Below are 20,028 nucleotides of genomic sequence, written 5' to 3' on the forward strand. Positions count from 1 at the left end.
CGCGGCGAAGAAAAGGTGAAGCTCTGTGCGCGTGGTCATCGGCGAAGACCAGTTCCTGCTCCGCGACGGGCTGGTCCGGCTGCTCGAAGCGCACGGGATGACGATCGTCGCGGCGCTCGACAACGGGCCGGATCTGCTGAACGCGCTGGTCACGGAGAAGCCGGACGTCGGTGTGGTCGACATCCGGCTTCCGCCGTCGTTCACCGACGAGGGCCTGCGCGCGGCGATCGAGGCGCGCCGCCAGGTGCCCGGGCTGCCGGTGCTGGTGCTGTCGCAGTACGTCGAACGCTTGTACGTCAACGAATTGCTGGCCGACGGCGCGGGCGCGGTCGGCTACCAGCTCAAGGACCGGGTGCTCGACGGCGACCATTTCGTCGATGTGCTGCGCGGGGTCGCGGCGGGCAACACCATGATGGATCCCGAGGTGGTGTCGCGGCTGTTCACGCACAACACGCGCGACCGTGCGCTGGAAAGCCTCACCCCGCGGGAAAACGACGTGCTCCGGCTGATCGCCGAGGGACGGTCCAACAGCAACATCGCCGCCGAGCTGTTCGTCACCGAGAAGGCGGTGTCCAAGCACATCAACAACATCCTGGCCAAACTGCAGCTGCCGGTGTCGGAGGACAGCAACCGCCGGGTGCAGGCGGTGCTCGCCTACCTGCGCCACTGAGCACTCAGCCTGCCGGCCGCAGGGGTGCTTTCACGCACCGGCAAGCCCGGGGAATCCGGGCGGACGCGTTCAGCCGACCGGGCGGCAGGGGATTTCGATGACCACCGAGGTCGGCCCGCCGAGGGGGCTGAGCACGGTGAGGAATCCGTCCAGCGGCGCGAGCCTGCGTTCGAGTTCCCGCAGGCCGGTGCCCTTGGCCGGGTCCGCGCCGCCCTTGCCGTAGTCGGTGACCGTGATGGACAGCCGTCCGCCGGAATGGTGCACGTCGATTTTCCCGGAATCCGCGCCGGAATGCTTCATCGCGTTGTTGAGCACCTCGGAAACGGTGAAATACGCGGCCGTCTCGACGGCGGGCGCGAATCGGCCGGGAAGGTCGACGGTGGTCTCCATCTCGAGCGCCGACTCCATCCCGAGTTCGCGGACCGCGTCGGCGAGACCGCGGTCGACCAGTACCGGCGGCTGGATCCCGCGCACCAGATCACGCAGTTCCTGCAGTGCTTTCACCGAACTCGCCTTGGCCTCTTCCAGCAGGCTCTTCGCGGCTTCCGGCTGCCGTTCGGCGAGTTTCGCGGCCGCGTCGAGCGTCATCCCCATCGCGACGAGGCGGGCTTGCGCGCCGTCGTGCAGATTGCGTTCGATCCGGCGCAGTTCGAGCGCCTGGTGGCCGACCGCGTCGTCGCGCGTGGTGGTGAGGTGCTGGACGCGCTGGGCGAGGACCGTGCTTTCGGACGGGGAAAGGAATTTGGCCGCCAGCGCCGCGTGCAGTTTCAGCAGGTGCGGGGCGGCCCACAGGACGAGCGGGAAATGCAGCAGGCCCAGCACGACCGCGATCCAGGCGACGGCCGGGTTGTCCACCGGCAGCGCCACATACCAATCGCCGAGCCACAAATCGTCCAGAACCGGGTAGAGCAACGGCATCAGCAGGCCGCGCACGCCGTCGGCCACGAGGGCGAGCGGGGCCAGCGTGAGCAGGCAGCCGATCGTGCAGTCCACCAGCAGCCAGGCCGTGTCCCGCCAGGTGGCACGGTCGGCGAGCAACCGCGCGAACACCTGAAAGAACCGGGTTCCCTCGGGCAGCGGGAGATACGGTTCCGGCACCTCCCGTCCGGTCCAGGCGCCGTGCAGTTTCCGCTGCAGATTGGCGACCGCGCGGACGGCGTAGACCACCGGCGGGATCAGGAACACCCCGACGCCGACGCCCAGCAGGGAAGCGGCGCAGGCCAGCAGCGCGAAAAGCACCACCTCGACCGGTGCGAGCAGGCCCAGCGCGGTGCTGTGCAGCACGGCGCGGCCGCCCCGCGCGAACCAGGGCTTCGGCGCCGCCGGCTCGCGGGCATCGGTGGAGGGCATGTCCCGATTATGTGCTGTTCCGGGCTTTCCCGGCAGGGGTGCTAGGACCCGTCCGGATCGAAGAGTTAGCACCATCGGAATCCGGCGCCGGCGCTCGTAGCTTTCTTCCATAGCCCGACGCGCCTGGGAGAGTGACCGATGTACCAGTCCGGACAGTCAAGCACGGATGCGGTGACGCTCCGCTCCGTCACCAAGTTCTACGGAGGGAACCGGGCCCGCGTCGTCGCACTCGACGGGATCTCGGTTTCGTTCGCGCGCGGGAGTTTCACCGCGGTGATGGGACCGTCCGGTTCGGGCAAGAGCACGCTGCTGCACTGCGCGGCGGGGCTCGACCAGCCGGATTCGGGCACGGTCGTGCTGGCCGGCCAGGACCTCGGCCGGCTCGACGAGGCGCAGCTGACCCGGATGCGCCGCGACCACATCGGGTTCATTTTCCAGCAGTTCAACCTGCTGCCGTCGCTCGACGTGGTCGACAACGTCACGCTTCCGCTGCGGCTGGCGGGCAAACGGGCCGATCCGGCGCTGGTGAACCGGATCATCGAGCAGGTCGGGCTCGGCGGACGGCGCGGGCACCGCCCCGGTGAGTTGTCCGGCGGCCAACAGCAGCGCGTGGCGATCGCCCGCGCGCTGGTCAGCCGTCCGCATGTGACCTTCGCCGACGAGCCGACCGGTGCGCTGGACACGACGTCGGCGAGCGAGATCCTGGATCTGCTGCGCACCGCGGTACGGGCCGAGGGGCAGACCATCGTGATGGTGACGCACGATCCGGTCGCCGCGTCCTACGCCGACCGGGTGCTGTTCCTCGCCGACGGGCAGTTCGCCGGCGAGTTGCACGAACCGACCGTGGACGAGGTCGCGCGCGGGCTGACCGCGTTGAGCTCACGCACGACGCGGCTCGGCCGCGACGGCCGGAACACCGTCGGGACGGTGCGCTGATGCTGCGCCTTGCCCTGAGCACGCTCCGGTTCCGCAAGGCCGGATTCACCGCGACGTTCGTCGCGCTGCTCGTCGGCACCGCGATCGTGATGGCGTGCGGCGGGCTCATGCAGACCGGGATCTCGCCGCGGGTGCCGCCGCAGCGGCTGGCCGAGGCCCCGGTGGTGGTCGCGGGCGACCAGCACTACAACCTGCCGCCGACGAACCCGGGCACCGAGGACGAGGACCACGAGTCCGCGACCTTGCCCGAACGGGTGCGTCTTGACGCGTCGCTCGGGGCCAAGATCGCGGCCGTTCCCGGCGTCGCGAAGGTCATTCCCGACGTGTCGATCCCGGCGACGCTGCCCGCGGATCCGGACGTGAAGCTGGTGCGCGGCACCGCGTTGGGTCACGACTGGGCGACCGCCGAGCTGGCCCCGTATTCGCTCACCGACGGGCGGGCTCCGCAGCACAGCGGCGAAGTCGTGCTCGACCAGTCGACGGCCTCCGCCACCGGAGTCGCCTCGGGTGGTTCGGTGCAGATTGCCGTGCGCGGCGGCGTTCGGTCCTTCCACGTGGTCGGAATCGCGGTCGCGAGCGGGAAAATGGCGTCTGACGCGGTGTTCTTCTCCCACGAAGACGCTCTCGCGCTGACGCCCGCGAACGGGCAGGTCGACGCGTTCGGCGTGCTTCCCGCCGCGGGCACGGACCCGGCCGCGTTGAGCACTCAGATCGGGAACGCGGTGCGGGACCAGCACGCGGTCGCGCTGACCGGCGTGGCACGCGGGACGGCCGAGTTCGCGCAGGCGAGCGACGGCGGCGAAATCCTGGTGATCCTGGCCGCGGTGTTCGGCGGGCTGGCCGTGCAGGTCGCGTTGTTCGTGGTGGCCAGCACGCTGGGCCTGTCGGTGCAGCAACGCCGGCGCGAGGTCGCACTGCTGCGTGCGGTGGGTGCCACGCCGAAGCAGGTCAGCCGCATGATCACCGCGGAATCGATGGTGATCGGCGTGCTTGCGACGGTTTTGGCGGCCTTCCCGGGTGAATTGCTGGGGAATTGGCTGTTCGACCGGCTGTCCGGATTCGGCGTCTTCGAACCGGTGCTGGCGTATCACCAGGACTGGATTCCGACCGCGGCGGGCGTTCTCGTCGGCCTGCTGTCCGCGTGGGGCGCGGGTTTCGTCGCGGCGCGGTACGCCGGGCGGACGCGTCCGGTGGAGGCGATGCAGGAACTGGTCTCGCCGAAGCGCTGGCTGACGTCGTTCCGGCTCTGGTGGGGCATCGGCAGCCTGGTCGGCGGCGTGGCGCTGGCGTACCTGACGATCACCGTGATGGACGGGCCGCTCGCGGCCAGCACGGCCGGACCGGCGGTCACGCTCGTCGCGGCGGCGGTCGCGCTCTTCGCGCCGGGGATCACCCGGGCGATGGTCGCGGTGCTGCGGATTCCGGTACGGGCGGTGAGCGGGCTGTCCGGCTATCTCGCGATGGCCAACGCCCGGGTGCGCTGGCTGCCGATGTCCGGTGCGGTCGTGCCGGTCATGCTCGCCACGACGCTGGCCGTGTTCATGCTCTATTTCCAGACCACGCAGGTGGAATCGGCGAAGCAGAAGTACGCGTCGAACCTCTCGGCGGACGCGGTGGTCACGTCGTCGACCGGCGACGTCAGCACCGGGTTGCTCGGCAAGGTCCGGTCGCTGCCCGGCGTCGGGACCGCGTCGGCGTACGTGACCAGCAAGGGCTACAACGAGAAGCCGTCGGACTCGAGCCAGGACGAGGACGGGCTCGCGCTGACCGGGGTCACCGGTGACGCGGTCGCGAAGACCAGGGCGTCCGAGGTCGCGACCGGCTCGCTGGACGCTTTGCAGGGCAACACCATCGCGCTTCCGGTCGACAACGCGACTCGGCTGCACGCGAAGGTCGGCGACGAGATCGGACTGCGGCTCGGCGACGGTGCGCAGGTGCGGTTGCGGGTAGTGGCGACCCTGCGGTCCGCTCCGTCCTTCGCGACGGCGTTGATGCCTGCGGGCACGCTTGCTCCGCACACAACCGACGGGATCGCTTCGCAGGTGCTCGTCACCGCGGCGGCGGGCACGAGCGTCTCGGAGCTGATGAGCACGCTCGACGGGATGGCGCAGGCTTCGCCAGGGGTGCAGGTCGCGAACCGGGACACGCTCACCGCCAAGTTCGTGCAGGAACAGGAAGCGAACGCCTGGGTCAATTACCTCGTGGTCGGCATGATCCTGCTCTACGCGGCGATCTCGGTGGTGAACACGCTCGTGCTCTCGACCGCGCACCGGCGGCGCGAGTTCGGCCTGCAACGGCTGGCCGGGTCGAGCCGGAGCCAGGTGCTCGGCGTGATGGCCGTGGAGGGGATGGTCGTCGCGATCATCGGCGTCGTGCTGGGCACCGCCGTGTCGCTCGCGATGCTGGTCCCGTTCAGCCAGGCCGTGTCCGACAGCTGGCTGCCGTATGGTCCATTGTGGATTTATGCGGTGGTGGTCTTGCTCGCGGTCGTGGTAAGCATGGTCGCCACGCTCTTCCCGACGTGGCTCGCGGTCCGGGGGAAGACCTCGATCGCCATGCTCTCTCCTGAATAGGTGACCCCTGGGCGGCCGCCCGCCGCTGACTGCCCCCAGCTGTCAGCGCGCGGTCAGCCCGGGGTCACCGCCCCGCCGTAGCGTCACCGGCATGAGTCCGAACGAGGCGGGAAGCTCCTCCTGGGACGCGATCGTGATCGGGTCCGGGATCGGCGGCCTCGTCTGCGCCGGCTACCTCGCCGCCTTCGGCCGCCGGGTCCTGGTGCTCGAACAGCACGACGTGGCGGGCGGCAACTGCCACATGTTCCGGCGGCGGCGCGCGTACGAGTTCGACATCGGCGTGCACTACCTCGGCGACTGCGGGCCCGGCGGGCTGCTTCCGTCGCTGCTGGCCGGGCTGGGCGTCGGCGACCGGGTGCGGTTCCGCCGCCTCGACCCGGACGGTTTCGACCGGATCGTGCTGCCGGGCGTGCGCTTCGACGTGCCCGAAGGCTGGTCCCGATACGGGGATCGGCTGCTCGAAACCTTTCCGGCCGAAGCCGCGGGACTTCAGGAGTACCTGTCGATCTGCGGCGAGATCGCCGCGTCGGCCCGGTATTCGGCGAGCGCCCGGCCGGTCTTGGGCGGTTCGCCCGCGGTGGTGCGCTGGAGCCGCCGCGGCCTGAGCCGTCTTTTTGACCATTGTGGACTGTCCGCGGCCGCTCGCACGGTGTTGGCCGCGCAGTCGGGCAACTATGCTTCGTCGCCCGCGAACACCGTTGTCGCGGCGCACATTCGCATGCTCGACGACTACCTGACCGGCGGCGCGTACTACCCCGAGGGCGGCGGTCAGATGCTGGCCGCCGCGCTGGTTGAACAGCTCGAAACGCACGGCGGCCAGCTGCGCACCAAAGCCCGTGCCGCACGGATCCTGATCGAGCACGGTCGCGCGGCCGGTGTCGAGCTGACCGACGGCGAGGTGCTGCGCGCGCCGCTCGTGGTGTCCAATGCGGACTACCGACGAACCGTGCTGGAGCTGTGTGGCGGCCGGGAAAACTTCCCCGAAGGCGTTGTCCGGCGCACCGAAGACGCGGTCATGCGGCTGCCGCTGGTCACCAGTTATGCGGTTGTGGCAGCGGAACTGCCCGAAGCGTCCGAGGCCAACATCTGGTACTGGCCGAGCGGCGACGTCGAAAGTGCTTACGCCCGAACGGAAGCGGGTCAGTTCGACGAGCTGCCGTTCGTGTTCATCTCGTCCGCGTCGCACAAAGACCCCGGCAACACCGCGGTCTGCCCGCCCGGACACACGAACCTCCAGATCATGACCGCATGCCCGCCCGGCTACGCACCGTGGGGCGTGCCCGACGGACCGGCATCTGGGCGCCGGTACCGGCGCGTGGCCGAATACCGTGCGGCCAAAGAGAAAGTCGCCGCCTGCTTGCTCGACCGCGCCGAAGAGGTGCTCGGCCCGTTCCGGGACCGCATCGTCTACCTCGAATCGGCCACCCCGCTCACGCAGGAGCGCTACACGCTGGCCACCGGCGGCGCCGCGTACGGACTCCAGTCCTGGGGCCCGCACGGCCGGCGACCGGACGTGCGGACCGCGGTCGAAGGACTGTTCGTCGCCGGGCAGGACGTCCACGGCGGGGGAGTCGTCGGCGCCGCGGTCGGCGGTGCGCAGTGCGCCGAAGCGATTCTCGACCGCCCGGTCCTGGCCGAAGCGTACGACGGCGCGGTCTTCGCCGACCGCGCCCTGCTGCCCGAACGCGGCCACGACTGGGATCCGCTGCGAATTTCCCGCGGCCAGGCCCGCCGCGACGCCCGCGGATTCGCTCCGACGGCGCGCTGAACCCCGTGTAAGGAGAAGGAGAGCCATGACTGAGACAGTCCAGACCACCGAGACCGCGCAGACCCTGACCGAGGACCGCGTCGTCGAAGGCATCACCGGCGCACTGGGCGCGGTGCTCGAACGGGACGTCGCCGACCTGTCTGAGGACACCCGGCTGTCCGACGCCGGCCTCGATTCGACCGGTGTGCTGGAGCTGCTGATGCAGCTCGAGGACACGTTCGGCATCGAGTTCGACACCGAGAACCTGGAGATGCAGCACTTCGAATCGGTGCGTTCGCTCGCCGCGTTCGTCATCGCGGAAATCCGTGCCTGACCCGGTGCCGGGGCAGCAGTGCCGGCGCGTCGCCCGCGAGCAGGGCGTCGCGCCCGCGCTCAAGCTGCTGCGGACGACGCGCCGGAACAACGCGATCGGGGCGGTGCCGGCGGGAGACCTGCCCGCCGGGACGGAGCTCCTGCGGGAAGCGGATCTTCCCGGCGGCGCGGTCGCGTTCGCCCGGGGCCTGCCGGGCGCGCCCGCGGGACTGGACCTGGTGTGGATGCGGCTGGGGCTTTCCCAAGGGCTGCTCGACGAGTGCCTCCGGTACTTGGGCGAGCGGCGTTCGGGGGAGGAGTCGTTGCTGCGCAAGCAGATGATCCAAGACTGCCTCGCGACTGCGTTGAACGGGCAACTGGCGGTGGAAGCGGATCTGCTGGCGGACGGGAGCATGGCTGCGGCGCGGGTGCGGTATCTGCATCAGCTGCTGTCCGATGTGGACCGGAAGCTGCTCGGGTTGCTGGGGGCGAAGGGTTTCCTCGCCGGCGGGCCGGGTGAGGTCGCCGACGTCTCTGAACTGCTTGCGAGCGTGCACGAAATGGGGACGACGTGACGGGCACGGTGCTGACCGAACCCTTGCTGGCGCTGCGGGATATCGCCGCCGAGTGGGCGACCGGCCTCCGTGTCGCCGGTGCGGTGCTCGACCGCGATCCCGAGGCCGTCGCCCAGTTCGCCGACCTGCCCGCGGTGCGCTGCATGGCGCAGCTGCTGGTCCCGGGGGAGTACGGCTCGGAGGGCATCAACGTCGCCGGGCGCCGGTTTCACGGGATGACCGCGCTCGAACGGACAGTGCTGCTGGAGGAGTTCGCCCGGGGCGACGCGGGCGCGACGCTCGCCGCACCGGGCGCGTCCATGTCCGGCGTCCTGCTCGACGTGCTCGGCGACGACGAGCAGAAAGCCTGGTTCTACGGCAGGCTCGTTGACCGTCCAACGTGGACATTCTTCGCCCTCACCGAACCCGACGCCGGTTCCGACGCGAACGCGCTCACCACGAGCCTGACTCCGGGTCCAGACGGCGATTTCGTGCTGAACGGCCGGAAACGGTATGTCGGCAACGCTTCCCGCGCAGGCATGGGCGTCGTCTTCGCCCGCACCGCACCCGGCCCGCTCGGCGTACGCGCGGTCCTCGTAGACACCGCTTCCCCCGGCTTCCACGCCGAACCGCTCGGCATGCTCGGACTGCGCGGCGCACGGTTCTGCGCCCTCGAGTTCGACAACCTGCGCATCCCCGCGAACCGGGTGCTGGGCCGCCATCTTTCCCCGGCCCGGCGCGGAATGTGGGCCGCCACCTTGACGTTCAACCGGCTTCGTCCCGGCGTCGCGGCGATCGCGATCGGCATCGCGCGAGCGGCGCACGAGTACGTCCGGGCGGAAGGCGGCCTGCTCACCGGCGGCGCGGCGGCCGAATGGGATCAGCTGGGCTACCGGATCGAGAGTGTCCGGAACCTGGTGCACCTCGCGGCGATGGAGGTGGACGCGGACGGCAGCCGCGGCGGGCACCTCGCCTCGTCCGCCAAAGCCGAGGCGAGCAGGCTCGCCGAGGACGCGACCAGGGCGGCCTGCCGGTTCTTCGGGCCGAGCGCGCGCTGGACGCATCCCTTGCTGGACAAGCTGGTTCGCGACGCACGCGGCGTCGAGTTCATGGAAGGCGCCGCGAACATCCAGAAACTCATCGTCTTCACCGGGCTGCTCGCCGGCAAAGTCGGCCAGGGCGAGTCGTTCCCGGCGCTGAACGCCCTCTCGGGCACCGGAGGTTTGCCGTGCGGGTGATATCCGCCCCTCAGGAGTTCACCGTCCCGGATCTCTATGTCGACCTGCGCCGGTTCGTCGGCCGCGACCTGTTCGTCAAGTGCGAGGGGTTCAACTTCGCCGGGTCGATCAAGCTCAAGGCCGCGCTGGAGATCGTCGAGCGCGCCGAACGCGACGGCACGCTGCGTCCCGGGCAGACGATCGTCGAGAGTTCGTCCGGCAACATCGGCGTCGCGCTCGCGATGGTCGCGGCCAGCCGGGGATACCGGTTCATCTGCGTCACCGACGACCACTGCACGCTGTCCGCCCGGCAGTTAATGCAGAACTACGGCGCCGAGGTCCGCGTGCTGACCGAACCGCATCCGGTCGACGGGCTGGTCGGCGCGCGGCAGCGGCTGGTGGAGAGCCTCTGCGCGGAGCACGAGGACTACGTCTGGCTCGACCAGCACACCAACCCGGGCAACTGGACCGCGCACTACCGGACCACCGGCCCGGAGATCCTGCGCATGTTCCCCGGCCTCGACGTGCTCTTCGTCGGCACCGGCACGGCCGGGACGCTGATGGGCTGCGCCCGGTACCTGCGCGAGGCCCGCCGGTCGATCCGCGTGGTCGCGGTGGACAGCGTCGGCTCGGTGAGCTTCGGCGGACCGCCCGGGCCGCGGCAGATTCCCGGGCTCGGCTCCGCGATCCGCCCGGCGCTGCTCGACGAGTCCTTGGTGGACGACGTGGTGCACGTCGAGGAAACCGAAACCGTGGAGATGTGCCGGACGCTGGTGCGGCACGGGTTCCTGTTCGGCGGCTCGACCGGCACCGTCGTCGCCGGAGCGCTCTCCTGGCTCGCCCGCGAGGACCGCGACCTGACCGCCGTGGCCATCTCGCCGGACCTGGGCGACCACTACCTGGACACGGTCTACCGGGACCACTGGGCCGCCGACGCGCTCGGCCGCGTGCCCGGGCAGACCACCGACCGACTTTCCGAGGTGCCGCGATGACCGCTGTCGAGACCAGCCTGCCCCTGTCCACGGCCCAGACCGACGTCTGGTTCGACGAGCAGCTGTCCGGAGGCGGCCTCGCCTACGCGATGGCCGACTACCTGGACATCTCCGGCGACCTGGACGTGACCGTGTTCGTCGAGGCGTTCCGCCTGCTCACCGACGAGGCCGAATGCTTCCGCGCGCGGTTCTTCGAGGTCGACGGCGAACCGCGGCAGGTAGTCGAACCGCTCACCGAGCTGCCGGTCAGCTTCCTCGACCTCTCCGGCGAACCGGACCCCGAGGCGGCCGCGCTCGCGTGGATGCACGAGGACCTGGCCCGGCCGTTCTCCGTCACCGATTTCCCGCTGTTCCGCGCCGCGCTGCTCACGCTCGGCCCGCGCCGGCGGTTCTGGTATCTCACCACCCACCACCTGGTGGGCGACGGGTTCAGCGCCGCGATCTGCCACCGCCGGATGGGCGAGCTGTACACCGCCGTGCTGACCGGCAACGAGCCCGAGGGCCGTCCGCTTCCGCCGTTCCGGGACCTGCTGGAATCCGAACTCGCCTACCAGACCTCGACGCATCTGGGCCGCGACCGCGAGTTCTGGAGCAGCCACTTCAGCACGGTTCCGGACCTGATCAGCCTGTCCGGCAAGGAACCCGCACCGGCGCGCGGATTCCTTCGCCGCACGCTCGCCCTGCCCGCCGACGCGGCCGCCGCGGCGCGGAAGGCTGTCGCGCAGGCCGGAGTGACTCTGCCGACCTTCCTGCTGGCTGCGATGGCCGCCTACACCGAGCGTCTTTCCGGGATCCAGGAACTGATGCTGACCGTCCCGGTCGCCGCCCGCGCGGGGGTCCGGACGCGGACGATTCCGGGGATGATGGCGAACTACCTGCCGTTGAAAATGCAGGTCACGCCCGCGATGACCCCGGAGGCGCTGCTGAAGCAAGCCTCGCGGGAGCTCGCCCGCACGCTCAAGCACCAGCGGTACCACGTCAACCAGATCCGCCGCGACATCGGCGTGCGCAGCGACGAGCGGCGTCCGTTCGGCGGGCCCTTCGTCAACGTGCTGCCCGCGGACCCCGGGCTGCGGCTGGGCGACTGCGTGACCCGGGTGCGGAACCTGTCCACCGGGATCACCAACGACCTGTCGATCACCGTCCTCGACGAGCCCGGCGGCGGGATCGAACTGCACCTCAACGGCAACCCGGATCTCTACGACGAGTCCGGAGTGGACACTCACCTGCACCGGTTCGCCGGATTCCTGGACCGCTTCGCGCGCGCCGACCCGGAAGCGCCGCTCGCCCGCATCGATGTCGCCGATGCACAGGAGCGCGAGGAACTGCTCACCGCCGGGTCGGGCGCTGCCGGCCCGGTGGGCGCGGGTGTGGTGGAGCGGGTGCGCGCGCAGGCTCCGGACGCGGTGGCGGTGGTCGATGCCGCCGGATCGGTGAGTTACGCGGACCTGGTGGGGATGGCCTCGGCGTTGTCGCGGCGGTTGCCTGCCGGGCGTGTGGTCGGGGTGCTCGCTGGTCCGGGGAGTGGTTTCATCTCGGCGGTCCTCGGCGTGCTCGGTGCCGGTGGTGCGTACGTGCCGTTGGATCCGACGTTGCCGTTGGCGCGGTTGCGCGATCTGGTGGCGGACAGCGGCGCGGCCTGTGTGCTCGCGGCACCGGAGTTCCGGGATGTCGCCGCAGAGCTGCCGGTGGACGTCGTTGAGTTGGACGGTGTCTTAGACACTGAGCTGGCACCGGTGGTCGGCGCGGGCGACGACGTGGCGTACGTGATCTTCACGTCGGGTTCGACCGGTCGGCCGAAGGGCGCGATGGTTTCGCGGCTCGGGATGATGAACCACCTGCTGGCGAAGGTGGAAGACCTCGGGCTCAGTGCGGCCGATGCGGTGGTGCAGAACGCGCCGCTGACGTTCGACGTGTCGGTGTGGCAGATGCTCGCGCCGCTGGTGGTCGGCGGTCAGGTCCGCGTGGTGGACCGACGGGTCGCGGCGGATCCGGAGGCGCTGTTCGGGTTGGGCATGTCCGTGCTGGAAGTCGTGCCGTCGTTGTTGCGGGCGGCGTTGGACTTCTGGGACGCGGGCGGTCCGCCGGAGCTGGCAGGTCTTCGATGGCTGGTGGTGACCGGCGAGGCGTTGCCGCCGGACCTGTGCGTCCGGTGGTTCGGGTACTTCCCCGAGATCCCGCTGGTGAACGCCTACGGCCCAACAGAGTGCTCGGACGACGTGACGCACGCGGTTCTGTCCACTGTGGACGACGTACGCGGGCTGCGGACGCCGATCGGTCTTCCGGTGCGGAACACCCGGCTGTACGTCCTGAGCGACGAGCTGCGACCGGTCCCGGCAGGCGCGGCAGGCGAACTGTATGTCGGCGGTCTGGTGGTCGGCCGCGGTTACGTGGGCGACCCGGGCAAGACGGGTTCAGTGTTCGTCGCGGACCCGTTCGGCGAGCCGGGAACCCGGATGTACCGGACCGGCGACCGCGTGGTGCGCCGCGCCGACGGGGCGTTGGAGTTCATCGAGCGCCGCGACTTCCAGGTCAAGATCCGCGGTCACCGCATCGAACTCGGCGAGATCGAAGCGACCCTGCGCGAGCTGCCGGAGATCGCCGACGCGGTCGTGGTGGTGCGCGATGATTCCGGGACCGAACGGCTCGCCGCGTATCTGGTCGGCACGGAGCCGGTCGACGTCCCGTCCGTGCGCAGCGAACTGCAGCAGCGGCTGCCGGATTACCTGGTGCCGCCCGCGATGGTCGTGCTCGACGCGATGCCGCTGACCGTCCACGGCAAGGTCGACCGGGATGCGCTGCCCGAGCCCGATTTCGCCGCCGAAGCGGTCGGCCGGGCCCCGCGCAACGCCGTCGAGACGATCCTGTGCGACGTGCTGGCCGAGGTGCTGACGGTGCCGAAGGTCTACATCGACGACAACTTCTTCGCGCTCGGCGGCGACAGCGTCAGCTCGATCCAGGTGGTCAGCCGCGCGCGCAAGGCCGGATTGATCATCACCCCGCGCGATCTGCTGGAAGCCCGCACCCCGGCGGCGATCGCGGAAAACGCGGTCCCGATCGGGGACGACGTCGCTCCGGAACCCGGCGCCGCGCTGGTCGAACTCGAACCCGGCGAACTCGGCGAACTGCGGGCCGGGCCGGTCGAGGAAGTGCTTCCGCTCGCGCCGTTGCAGCAGGGCATGCTCTTCCACGCCGAGCTGGATGCCGAGGGCGTCGATTTCTACGCCGTGCAAGCAATCGCGGACCTCGAAGGACCGCTGGACACCGCTGCCGTCCGAGACGCCTGCGCCACGCTGCTCACCCGGCACACCGCCCTGCGCGGCTACTTCCGGCGCCGGCGCAACGGGGAACCGGTGCAGCTAGTCGCCGAATCGGTCGAGCTGCCGTGGACCGAAATCGACCTGACCGTGTTGCCTGAAGAGGACCGCGAGGCGGAACTGCGGCGACTGGTCGAACAGGACCGGTTGCGCCGCTTCGACTTGGCCCACCCGCCGTTGGTCCGCTTCACGCTGATCCGCGTCGCCGCCGAGCGCTACCGGTTCCTGTGGAGCGCACACCACATCGCCACCGACGGCTGGTCGGTCCCCATCCTCATCGACGAACTGGCACAGCTCTACGCAGGCGGCGCGACAACGTCGTTGCCCGAGGTGCCGCAGATGCGCGACTACCTCGCCTGGCTGTCCCGCCAAGACGAGGAAGCCGGACGAAAAGCCTGGCAGGACCTGCTCGACGGCCTGCTCGGCCCGACCCGCGTCGCACCCGGCCTGCCCGCCGCCGCGAGCCTGCCCGCGACTGTCGAGTCAGCGCTGTCCGAAAGCGACACTGCGCACCTTTACGCCTGGGCACGGGAACACGAGCTGACCGTCAGCACGATCGTGCAAGCCTGCTGGGCGATCCTGGTCGGCCGCTTGGCCGGGCAGCAGGACGTGGTCTTCGGCGCCGTGGCCTCCGGACGTCCCGCGGAACTGCCGGGTGTCGAAACGATGGTCGGCATGTTCGTGAACACCGTGCCGGTCCGGGCCCGCCTCGACCCGGCCCGTCCGGTCCGCGAACTGCTCGCCGAACTGGGCCGTCAGCAAGCATCGATGGTGTCCTACCAGCACATCGGCCAAGCGCAATTGAGCGGAGCCATCCCCGACAGCGGCGAACTCTTCGACACCGCAGTGGTGTTCGAGAACGTCCCCGCCGGCGACGACGGCCCACTGGTGAAACTCGGCGAGGACGTCCGCGTAGTCGATGCTGTCACGCTCGACTCACGGCACTACCCGCTCAGCCTCGTGGTGGAACCGCATGCCGCCCTCGTCTTCCGCTTCGACTACCTCCGCGAAGCATTCGGAGACGACCGCGTCCGCGAACTGGCGCAGCAATTCCGGTCGCTGCTCGACACGGTGCTCGGCGACCCGGACCGTCTGCTGGGCCGGATCGACGTGGTGGCCGAACCGGCGCAGACCTTCCTGCTCGGCGCGACCGGCCCGGTCGGTGCGGGCGTGGTCGAGCGAGTGCGCGCGCAGGCCCCGGACGCGGTCGCCGTGGTCGACGACTCCGGTTCGGCGACCTACGCGGAACTGGTCGGTTTGGCTTCGGCTCTCTCTCGGCGGTTGCCTCGGGGACGGGTAGCGGGCGTGCTCGCCGGTCCCGGGATCGGCTTCGTCTCCGCGGTTCTCGGCGTCCTGGGCGCAGGCGGTGCTTATGTGCCGCTGGACCCGACGGCGCCGCTCGCCCGACTGAAAGGCTTGGTGGAGGACAGCGGCGCGGCGTGCGTGATCGCGGCCCCGGAGTTCCGGGAGATCGCGGCGAGCCTGCCGGCGGACATCGTCGAGTTGGACAGCGTCTCAGACGTTGATCTAGCGCCGGTGGTCGGTGCTGACGACGACGTCGCGTACCTGATCTTCACCTCCGGCTCCACTGGCCGTCCCAAGGGCGCGATGGTGTCTCGCCGCGGGATGGTCAACCACTTGCTGGCCAAAGTGGAAGACCTGGCGTTGAAGCCGTCGGATGTGCTGGTGCAGAACGCACCGCTGACGTTCGACGTGTCGGTGTGGCAGATGCTCGCCCCGCTGATGGTCGGCGCTCAAGTCCGAGCAGTCAGCCGCGAGACGGCGGCGGATCCGGACGCGTTGTTCGGCTTGGGCATGTCGGTGCTGGAAGTCGTGCCGTCGTTGCTGCGGGCGGCATTGGACTTCTGGGACGCGGGCAGCCCACCGGACCTGACTGGTTTGCGGTGGCTGGTCGTGACCGGCGAAGCATTGCCGCCGGACCTGTGCGTGCGCTGGTTCGGGTACTTCCCGGACATCCCGATGGTGAACGCCTACGGCCCGACCGAGTGCTCGGACGACGTCACGCACGCCGTCCTGTCCAGTGTGGACGATGCGCAGGGCTTGCGCGTGCCGATCGGTCTCCCGGTGCGGAACACCCGGCTGTACGTGCTGGGCGACGAGCTGCGTCCGGTCCCGCCCGGTGCTGCCGGAGAGCTGTACGTCGGCGGCCTCGTGGTCGGACGCGGTTACGTGGGCGATCCGGCCAAGACGGGCTCCGTGTTCGTCGCGGACCCGTTCGGCGAGCCAGGCACCCGGATGTACCGCACCGGCGACCGCGTGGTCTGCCGGGCCGATGGCGCGCTGGAATTCGTGGAACGCCGCGACTTCCAGGTCAAGATCCGCGGTCACCGCATCGAACTCGGCGAAATCGAGGCGGGTCTGCTGGCGCAGGAATCCGTCACCGACGCGGTAGTCGTCGTGCAGGGCTCCGACGCGGCCAACCGGCACCTGGTCGGCTACGTCGCGGGAACCGCCCGTCCCGAGGACCTGCAAGCCCAGCTGGCCGAACTGCTGCCCGCGTACCTGGTGCCCAGCGCGATCGTCGTACTCGACCGGCTCCCGCTCACCGCGCACGGCAAGGTCGACCGCAAAGCCCTGCCCGCACCGGAGAACCTGACGAGTCAAGAGAAACGGGGCCCACGCACCCCGGTCGAGGAACAGCTGACCCGGCTGTACGCCGAGGTGCTGGGGTTGCCCGAAGCCGGTATCGACGACGACTTCTTCGAACTGGGCGGCCATTCCCTCCTGGCCACCGCGCTGGTCAGCCGGATCCGGTCGGAACTGAACGTCGAACTTCCGCTGCGGGACCTGTTCGAGGCGCGCACCGTCGCCGCGCTGGCCGGACGGCTCGCGTCGGCAGGCCAGGCCCGCGCGGCGTTCCGCAAACTGGACCGTCCCGATCCGTTGCCGTTGTCTTACGCGCAACAACGCATGTGGTTCCTGAACCGGCTCGAAGGCGAGCACGGCGGATACACCATCCCCCTCGCCGTGCGGCTTTCCGGAGAGCTGGACCGCGCGGCGCTCGCCGCCGCCGTCGACGATCTGACCGCCCGCCACGAAATCCTGCGCACGGTCTTCCCCGACACCGACGGCGTCCCGTTCCAGCGGGTCCTCGACGCGGGGGAGTCGCTGCGCGCCGCTCCGATGCCCAAGGACCTCGCCGCCGCGCTGGCCGAGGAAGTCGCCCGCGGCTTCGACCTGGCCGTCGACCTCCCGTTGCGCAGCAAACTGTTCGGTCCCGACCGGAACGGCGATCACGTCCTCTTGCTGGTCCTGCACCACATCGCCGGAGACGCCTGGTCCGTCGACGTGCTCGCCCGCGACCTCGCCACCGCCTACGAAGCGCGGCTGTCCGGAAATAGTCCACAGTGGACCGAGCTGCCCGCCCAGTACGCGGACTACTCGGTCTGGCAGCACTCCCTGCTGGACGAGCCCAAGGACGGCGAATCCGCTCGCCTGCTGAAGCACTGGCGGGAAGCGCTCGACGGAATCCCCGGCGAACTGGCGTTGCCGGTCGACCTGCCGCGCCGCGCCTCCGCCGGCTACCACGGCGGAACCATCGAGTTCGAGCTGTCCGCCACCGTGCATCGGGCGCTCGCGCGGCTCGCGCACGAACAAGGGGCGAGCCTGTTCATGGTCGTCCAGGCCGCGCTGGCCACGCTGCTCACCCGGCTGGGCGCGGGCACCGACATCCCGCTCGGCAGCCTGGTCGCCGGACGCCCGGACGAAGCGGTGCACGACCTCGTCGGCTTCTTCGTCAACACGCTCGTCCTGCGCACCGACACCAGCGGTGATCCGCGCTTCGCCGAACTGGTCGGGCGAGTCCGCGACGCCGATCTCGCCGCGTACGCCCACCAGGAGTTGCCCTTCGAACGGCTGCTGGAGGCGACACAGCCGGCAAGGTCGATGTCGCGGCAGCCGTTGTTCGGAGTGCTGCTGTCCTTCTACGACGTTCCGCCGTCCGAAGTCAGCCTCGGCAGTCTGACCGCGCGACCCGAAATGCTCGCCCCGACGCACAAGAAGTTCAAGTTCGACCTGACCTTCCAGTTGGGCCAGCACAAGGGCGAGCGCGGTCTGGAAGGCACGCTCGAATACAACGCCGACGCGTTCACCGCGGAAACCGCACAACTGCTCGTCGACCGTTTGACGCTTCTCCTGACGGCCGCCGCGGAAGACCCGGAGCAGCCGCTGAGCCGGATCGACCTGCGCACTTCCGGCGAGCGGGCCACCGCAGCCGGGCCGGCTCCCGAGGTTCCGGACGGCCTGCTGGTGCCGGGCGACATCGGTCTGCGCGAGGAAGCCAACCGGCTGGCCCGGGCCTTGCACGCACAGGGCGCGGGTCCAGGGGAGACGGTGACCGTCGACCTGCCGCCGGGCCGCGACCGTTGGGCAGCGATCTTCGCCGTCCTCGCCATTGGCGCAGCCTGGACGCCGAGCGGACCGTCTCGCTACACAGTCCCCGCGGACGGGTCCGGATTCGCCGACACCGACCTCGAGGTGGCGCTGTCCGGGACGGAGCTGGCCTATCGCGGAGAAGCGGTCTTCAGCCGAGACGCGCTGGCCGCGACGATCGCCGCCCTGCTGGCCGAGTTGCCGCTCACAGCCAGCGACCGCGTCCTGGCACCAGACACCGAGTTCGCGCTGCCGGTCGTGCTGGCCGCGTTGCACGTCGGCGCGGTGGTGACTGTCGCGCCCGCCGCCGAGATCGCGGAACTCGCCTCGTCGGTGGACCCGAGTGTCGTGGTCGTGACCCCGAGCATCGCGAAGATGCTGACGCTGCGTCCGGGCACCCGGGTGCTGAACTTCGGCGAAGAATTCCTCGACGGAGCACTCAACTGCGAGGGCACCGCCGAGTCCGGCTGGCTCTCGCTGGTCAACGGACGCCCGTTCGCGCACAGCCACGCCGACGTCCTCGATCAGAGTCTGCAGCCGGTGCCGCGCGGTGGCCGAGGAGAGCTGTACTTGGCTGGCGCACCCACGGGTCTCCCCGCCCGAATCCGCTTGGACGGAACCGTCGAAGTGCTTCGCGAGGCCCAGGTACGCGGCTTCGCTATTCCGCTCGGGCAGATCGAAGCGGCCCTGCACCGCCAGCCCTCGGTCGCCGCAGCTGCCGTCGTCGCCGAGGACGACTTGGTCGCCTATGTCGTCCCGCAATGGGAACGCGGCGTCGACCCGCTAGCCCTGCGCGAAGCACTGGCCGCCGAACTCCCCGACTACCTGATCCCGACCGCCTTCGCGGAACTGGACACCATCCCCGTCGCCCCGGACGGCACGCTGGACCGTTCTGCGTTGCCCGCTCCGACCGCGCAAACCAGCCAGGACACCAGCGAAACCGTCGAACTGCTGCGCACCGCGTTCGCCGAAACCCTCGGCATCGCTGACCTCGACGTCCAGACCGGCTTCTTCGAACTGGGCGGCAACAGCCTCCAGTCCGTCCGGCTGGTCGCGCTGGCCCGGCGAGCCGGACTCCGGTTGACGGTCGCCGACATCCTGACCCACGGCAGCGTCGAACGCCTGGCCGCGCTCGCCGAACGAGCCGAACCGGAGCTCGCGGACCTGCCGGACCCGTTCGCGCCAGTGCTGCCGATCCGCCCGACCGGGTCGAACCCGCCGCTGTTCTGCCTGCACGCCGGACTCGGCCTGAGCCTGCCCTACCTCGGCCTGGCCGCCCACCTGCCAGACCGTCCCGTCTACGGCCTGCAATCGCCCGGAATCAGCGGCGCCGAACAGTTCCCGGACTCGGTCGAGCAGGTCGCCGAGGACTACCTGAAACACCTCCGCCGCATCCAGCCGCACGGCCCGTACCACCTGCTCGGCTGGTCCTACGGCGGTCTGCTGGCCTTCGAACTGGCAGTACGCCTGGAGTCCGAAGGCGAAACGGTCGGCTCACTGTCCATCTTGGACAGCTACCCGCAGGACGGTGCCGAAGCAGCACCGTCCCGGCACGAACTGCTTGTCGACTTCCTGGAGCACATCGGCTTCCACGACACCGACGCCGGTGTCGAGCTGACGCCAGCCGACGTCATAGCCGTGCTGCGCCAGGGCGACAGCCGGCTGGCCGACATCGGAGAGGAACGCATGACGCGCGTCCTCGCCGTGATGGACAACAACGCCGCGCTGGCCCACCGGTACCGCCCGGCGCGATTCACCGGCGCGGTCGAACTGTTCGTCGCCGCCGAGGGGCTGACCGACACGGAAGTGGCGGAGCGAGCAGGCCGCTGGGTGCCGCACGTGTCCGGTCCAGTGCGGGCGCACCGGATCGAGTGCGGTCACGAATATCTGATGGACCCGCGGCCGCAGGCGGAGATCGGTGCCGCGGTGGCCGGAACGCTGGCGAGCAACGAGGAGTCGCAGTGACCG

The 20,028-nt window shown here is 70.1% G+C and carries 10 protein-coding genes; 9 read left to right on the forward strand and 1 reads right to left on the reverse strand.

Annotated elements, in window-relative coordinates:
- Positions 1 to 25: 25 nt before the first annotated feature.
- Positions 26 to 670 carry a response regulator transcription factor gene (locus L3Q65_RS43640; RefSeq protein WP_182892398.1) on the forward strand — a complete coding sequence of 215 codons (645 nt, stop codon included), beginning with the start codon at positions 26 to 28 and terminating at the stop codon, positions 668 to 670.
- A gap of 69 nt (positions 671 to 739) precedes the next feature.
- Here L3Q65_RS43640 and L3Q65_RS43645 read toward each other — a convergent pair whose 3' ends face one another.
- Complete coding sequence (locus tag L3Q65_RS43645; RefSeq protein WP_182892397.1) at positions 740 to 2,020, reverse strand: sensor histidine kinase; 1,281 nt, start codon at positions 2,018 to 2,020, stop codon at positions 740 to 742.
- A gap of 138 nt (positions 2,021 to 2,158) precedes the next feature.
- Here L3Q65_RS43645 and L3Q65_RS43650 point away from each other — a divergent pair, with 138 nt between their 5' ends.
- The 8 genes from L3Q65_RS43650 to L3Q65_RS43685 all read left to right on the forward strand — a co-directional run bounded on the left by L3Q65_RS43650 (position 2,159) and on the right by L3Q65_RS43685 (position 20,025).
- On the forward strand, positions 2,159 to 2,956 hold the full coding sequence (locus L3Q65_RS43650) for an ABC transporter ATP-binding protein (RefSeq protein WP_182892396.1): 798 nt from the start codon (positions 2,159 to 2,161) through the stop codon (positions 2,954 to 2,956).
- Complete coding sequence (locus tag L3Q65_RS43655) at positions 2,956 to 5,529, forward strand: ABC transporter permease (RefSeq protein WP_237598252.1); 2,574 nt, start codon at positions 2,956 to 2,958, stop codon at positions 5,527 to 5,529. The genes L3Q65_RS43650 and L3Q65_RS43655 overlap by 1 nt, the downstream gene beginning before the upstream one ends.
- Positions 5,530 to 5,620: 91 nt before the next feature.
- A complete protein-coding gene (locus tag L3Q65_RS43660; RefSeq protein ID WP_237598253.1) occupies positions 5,621 to 7,297 on the forward strand; it encodes an NAD(P)/FAD-dependent oxidoreductase in 1,677 nt (558 codons plus the stop codon).
- 25 nt (positions 7,298 to 7,322) lie between these two features.
- A complete protein-coding gene (locus L3Q65_RS43665; RefSeq protein ID WP_182892393.1) occupies positions 7,323 to 7,610 on the forward strand; it encodes an acyl carrier protein in 288 nt (95 codons plus the stop codon).
- Positions 7,603 to 8,163: a DUF2786 domain-containing protein gene (locus L3Q65_RS43670; RefSeq protein ID WP_182892392.1), complete on the forward strand. Its 561-nt coding sequence runs from the start codon at positions 7,603 to 7,605 to the stop codon at positions 8,161 to 8,163. The genes L3Q65_RS43665 and L3Q65_RS43670 overlap by 8 nt, the downstream gene beginning before the upstream one ends.
- On the forward strand, positions 8,160 to 9,380 hold the full coding sequence (locus tag L3Q65_RS43675) for an acyl-CoA dehydrogenase family protein (protein ID WP_237598254.1): 1,221 nt from the start codon (positions 8,160 to 8,162) through the stop codon (positions 9,378 to 9,380). Before L3Q65_RS43670 ends, L3Q65_RS43675 begins: the two co-directional genes overlap by 4 nt.
- Complete coding sequence (sbnA, locus tag L3Q65_RS43680; RefSeq protein ID WP_182892390.1) at positions 9,371 to 10,351, forward strand: 2,3-diaminopropionate biosynthesis protein SbnA; 981 nt, start codon at positions 9,371 to 9,373, stop codon at positions 10,349 to 10,351. The genes L3Q65_RS43675 and sbnA overlap by 10 nt, the downstream gene beginning before the upstream one ends.
- Positions 10,348 to 20,025, forward strand: coding sequence for a non-ribosomal peptide synthetase (locus L3Q65_RS43685; RefSeq protein ID WP_237598255.1), 9,678 nt, complete (start codon positions 10,348 to 10,350; stop codon positions 20,023 to 20,025). The genes sbnA and L3Q65_RS43685 overlap by 4 nt, the downstream gene beginning before the upstream one ends.
- The last annotated feature ends 3 nt before the right edge of the window (positions 20,026 to 20,028 follow it).

It is taken from the genome of Amycolatopsis sp. FU40 (genome assembly GCF_021903635.1).
In the GTDB taxonomy this organism is placed as follows: domain Bacteria; phylum Actinomycetota; class Actinomycetes; order Mycobacteriales; family Pseudonocardiaceae; genus Amycolatopsis; species Amycolatopsis dendrobii.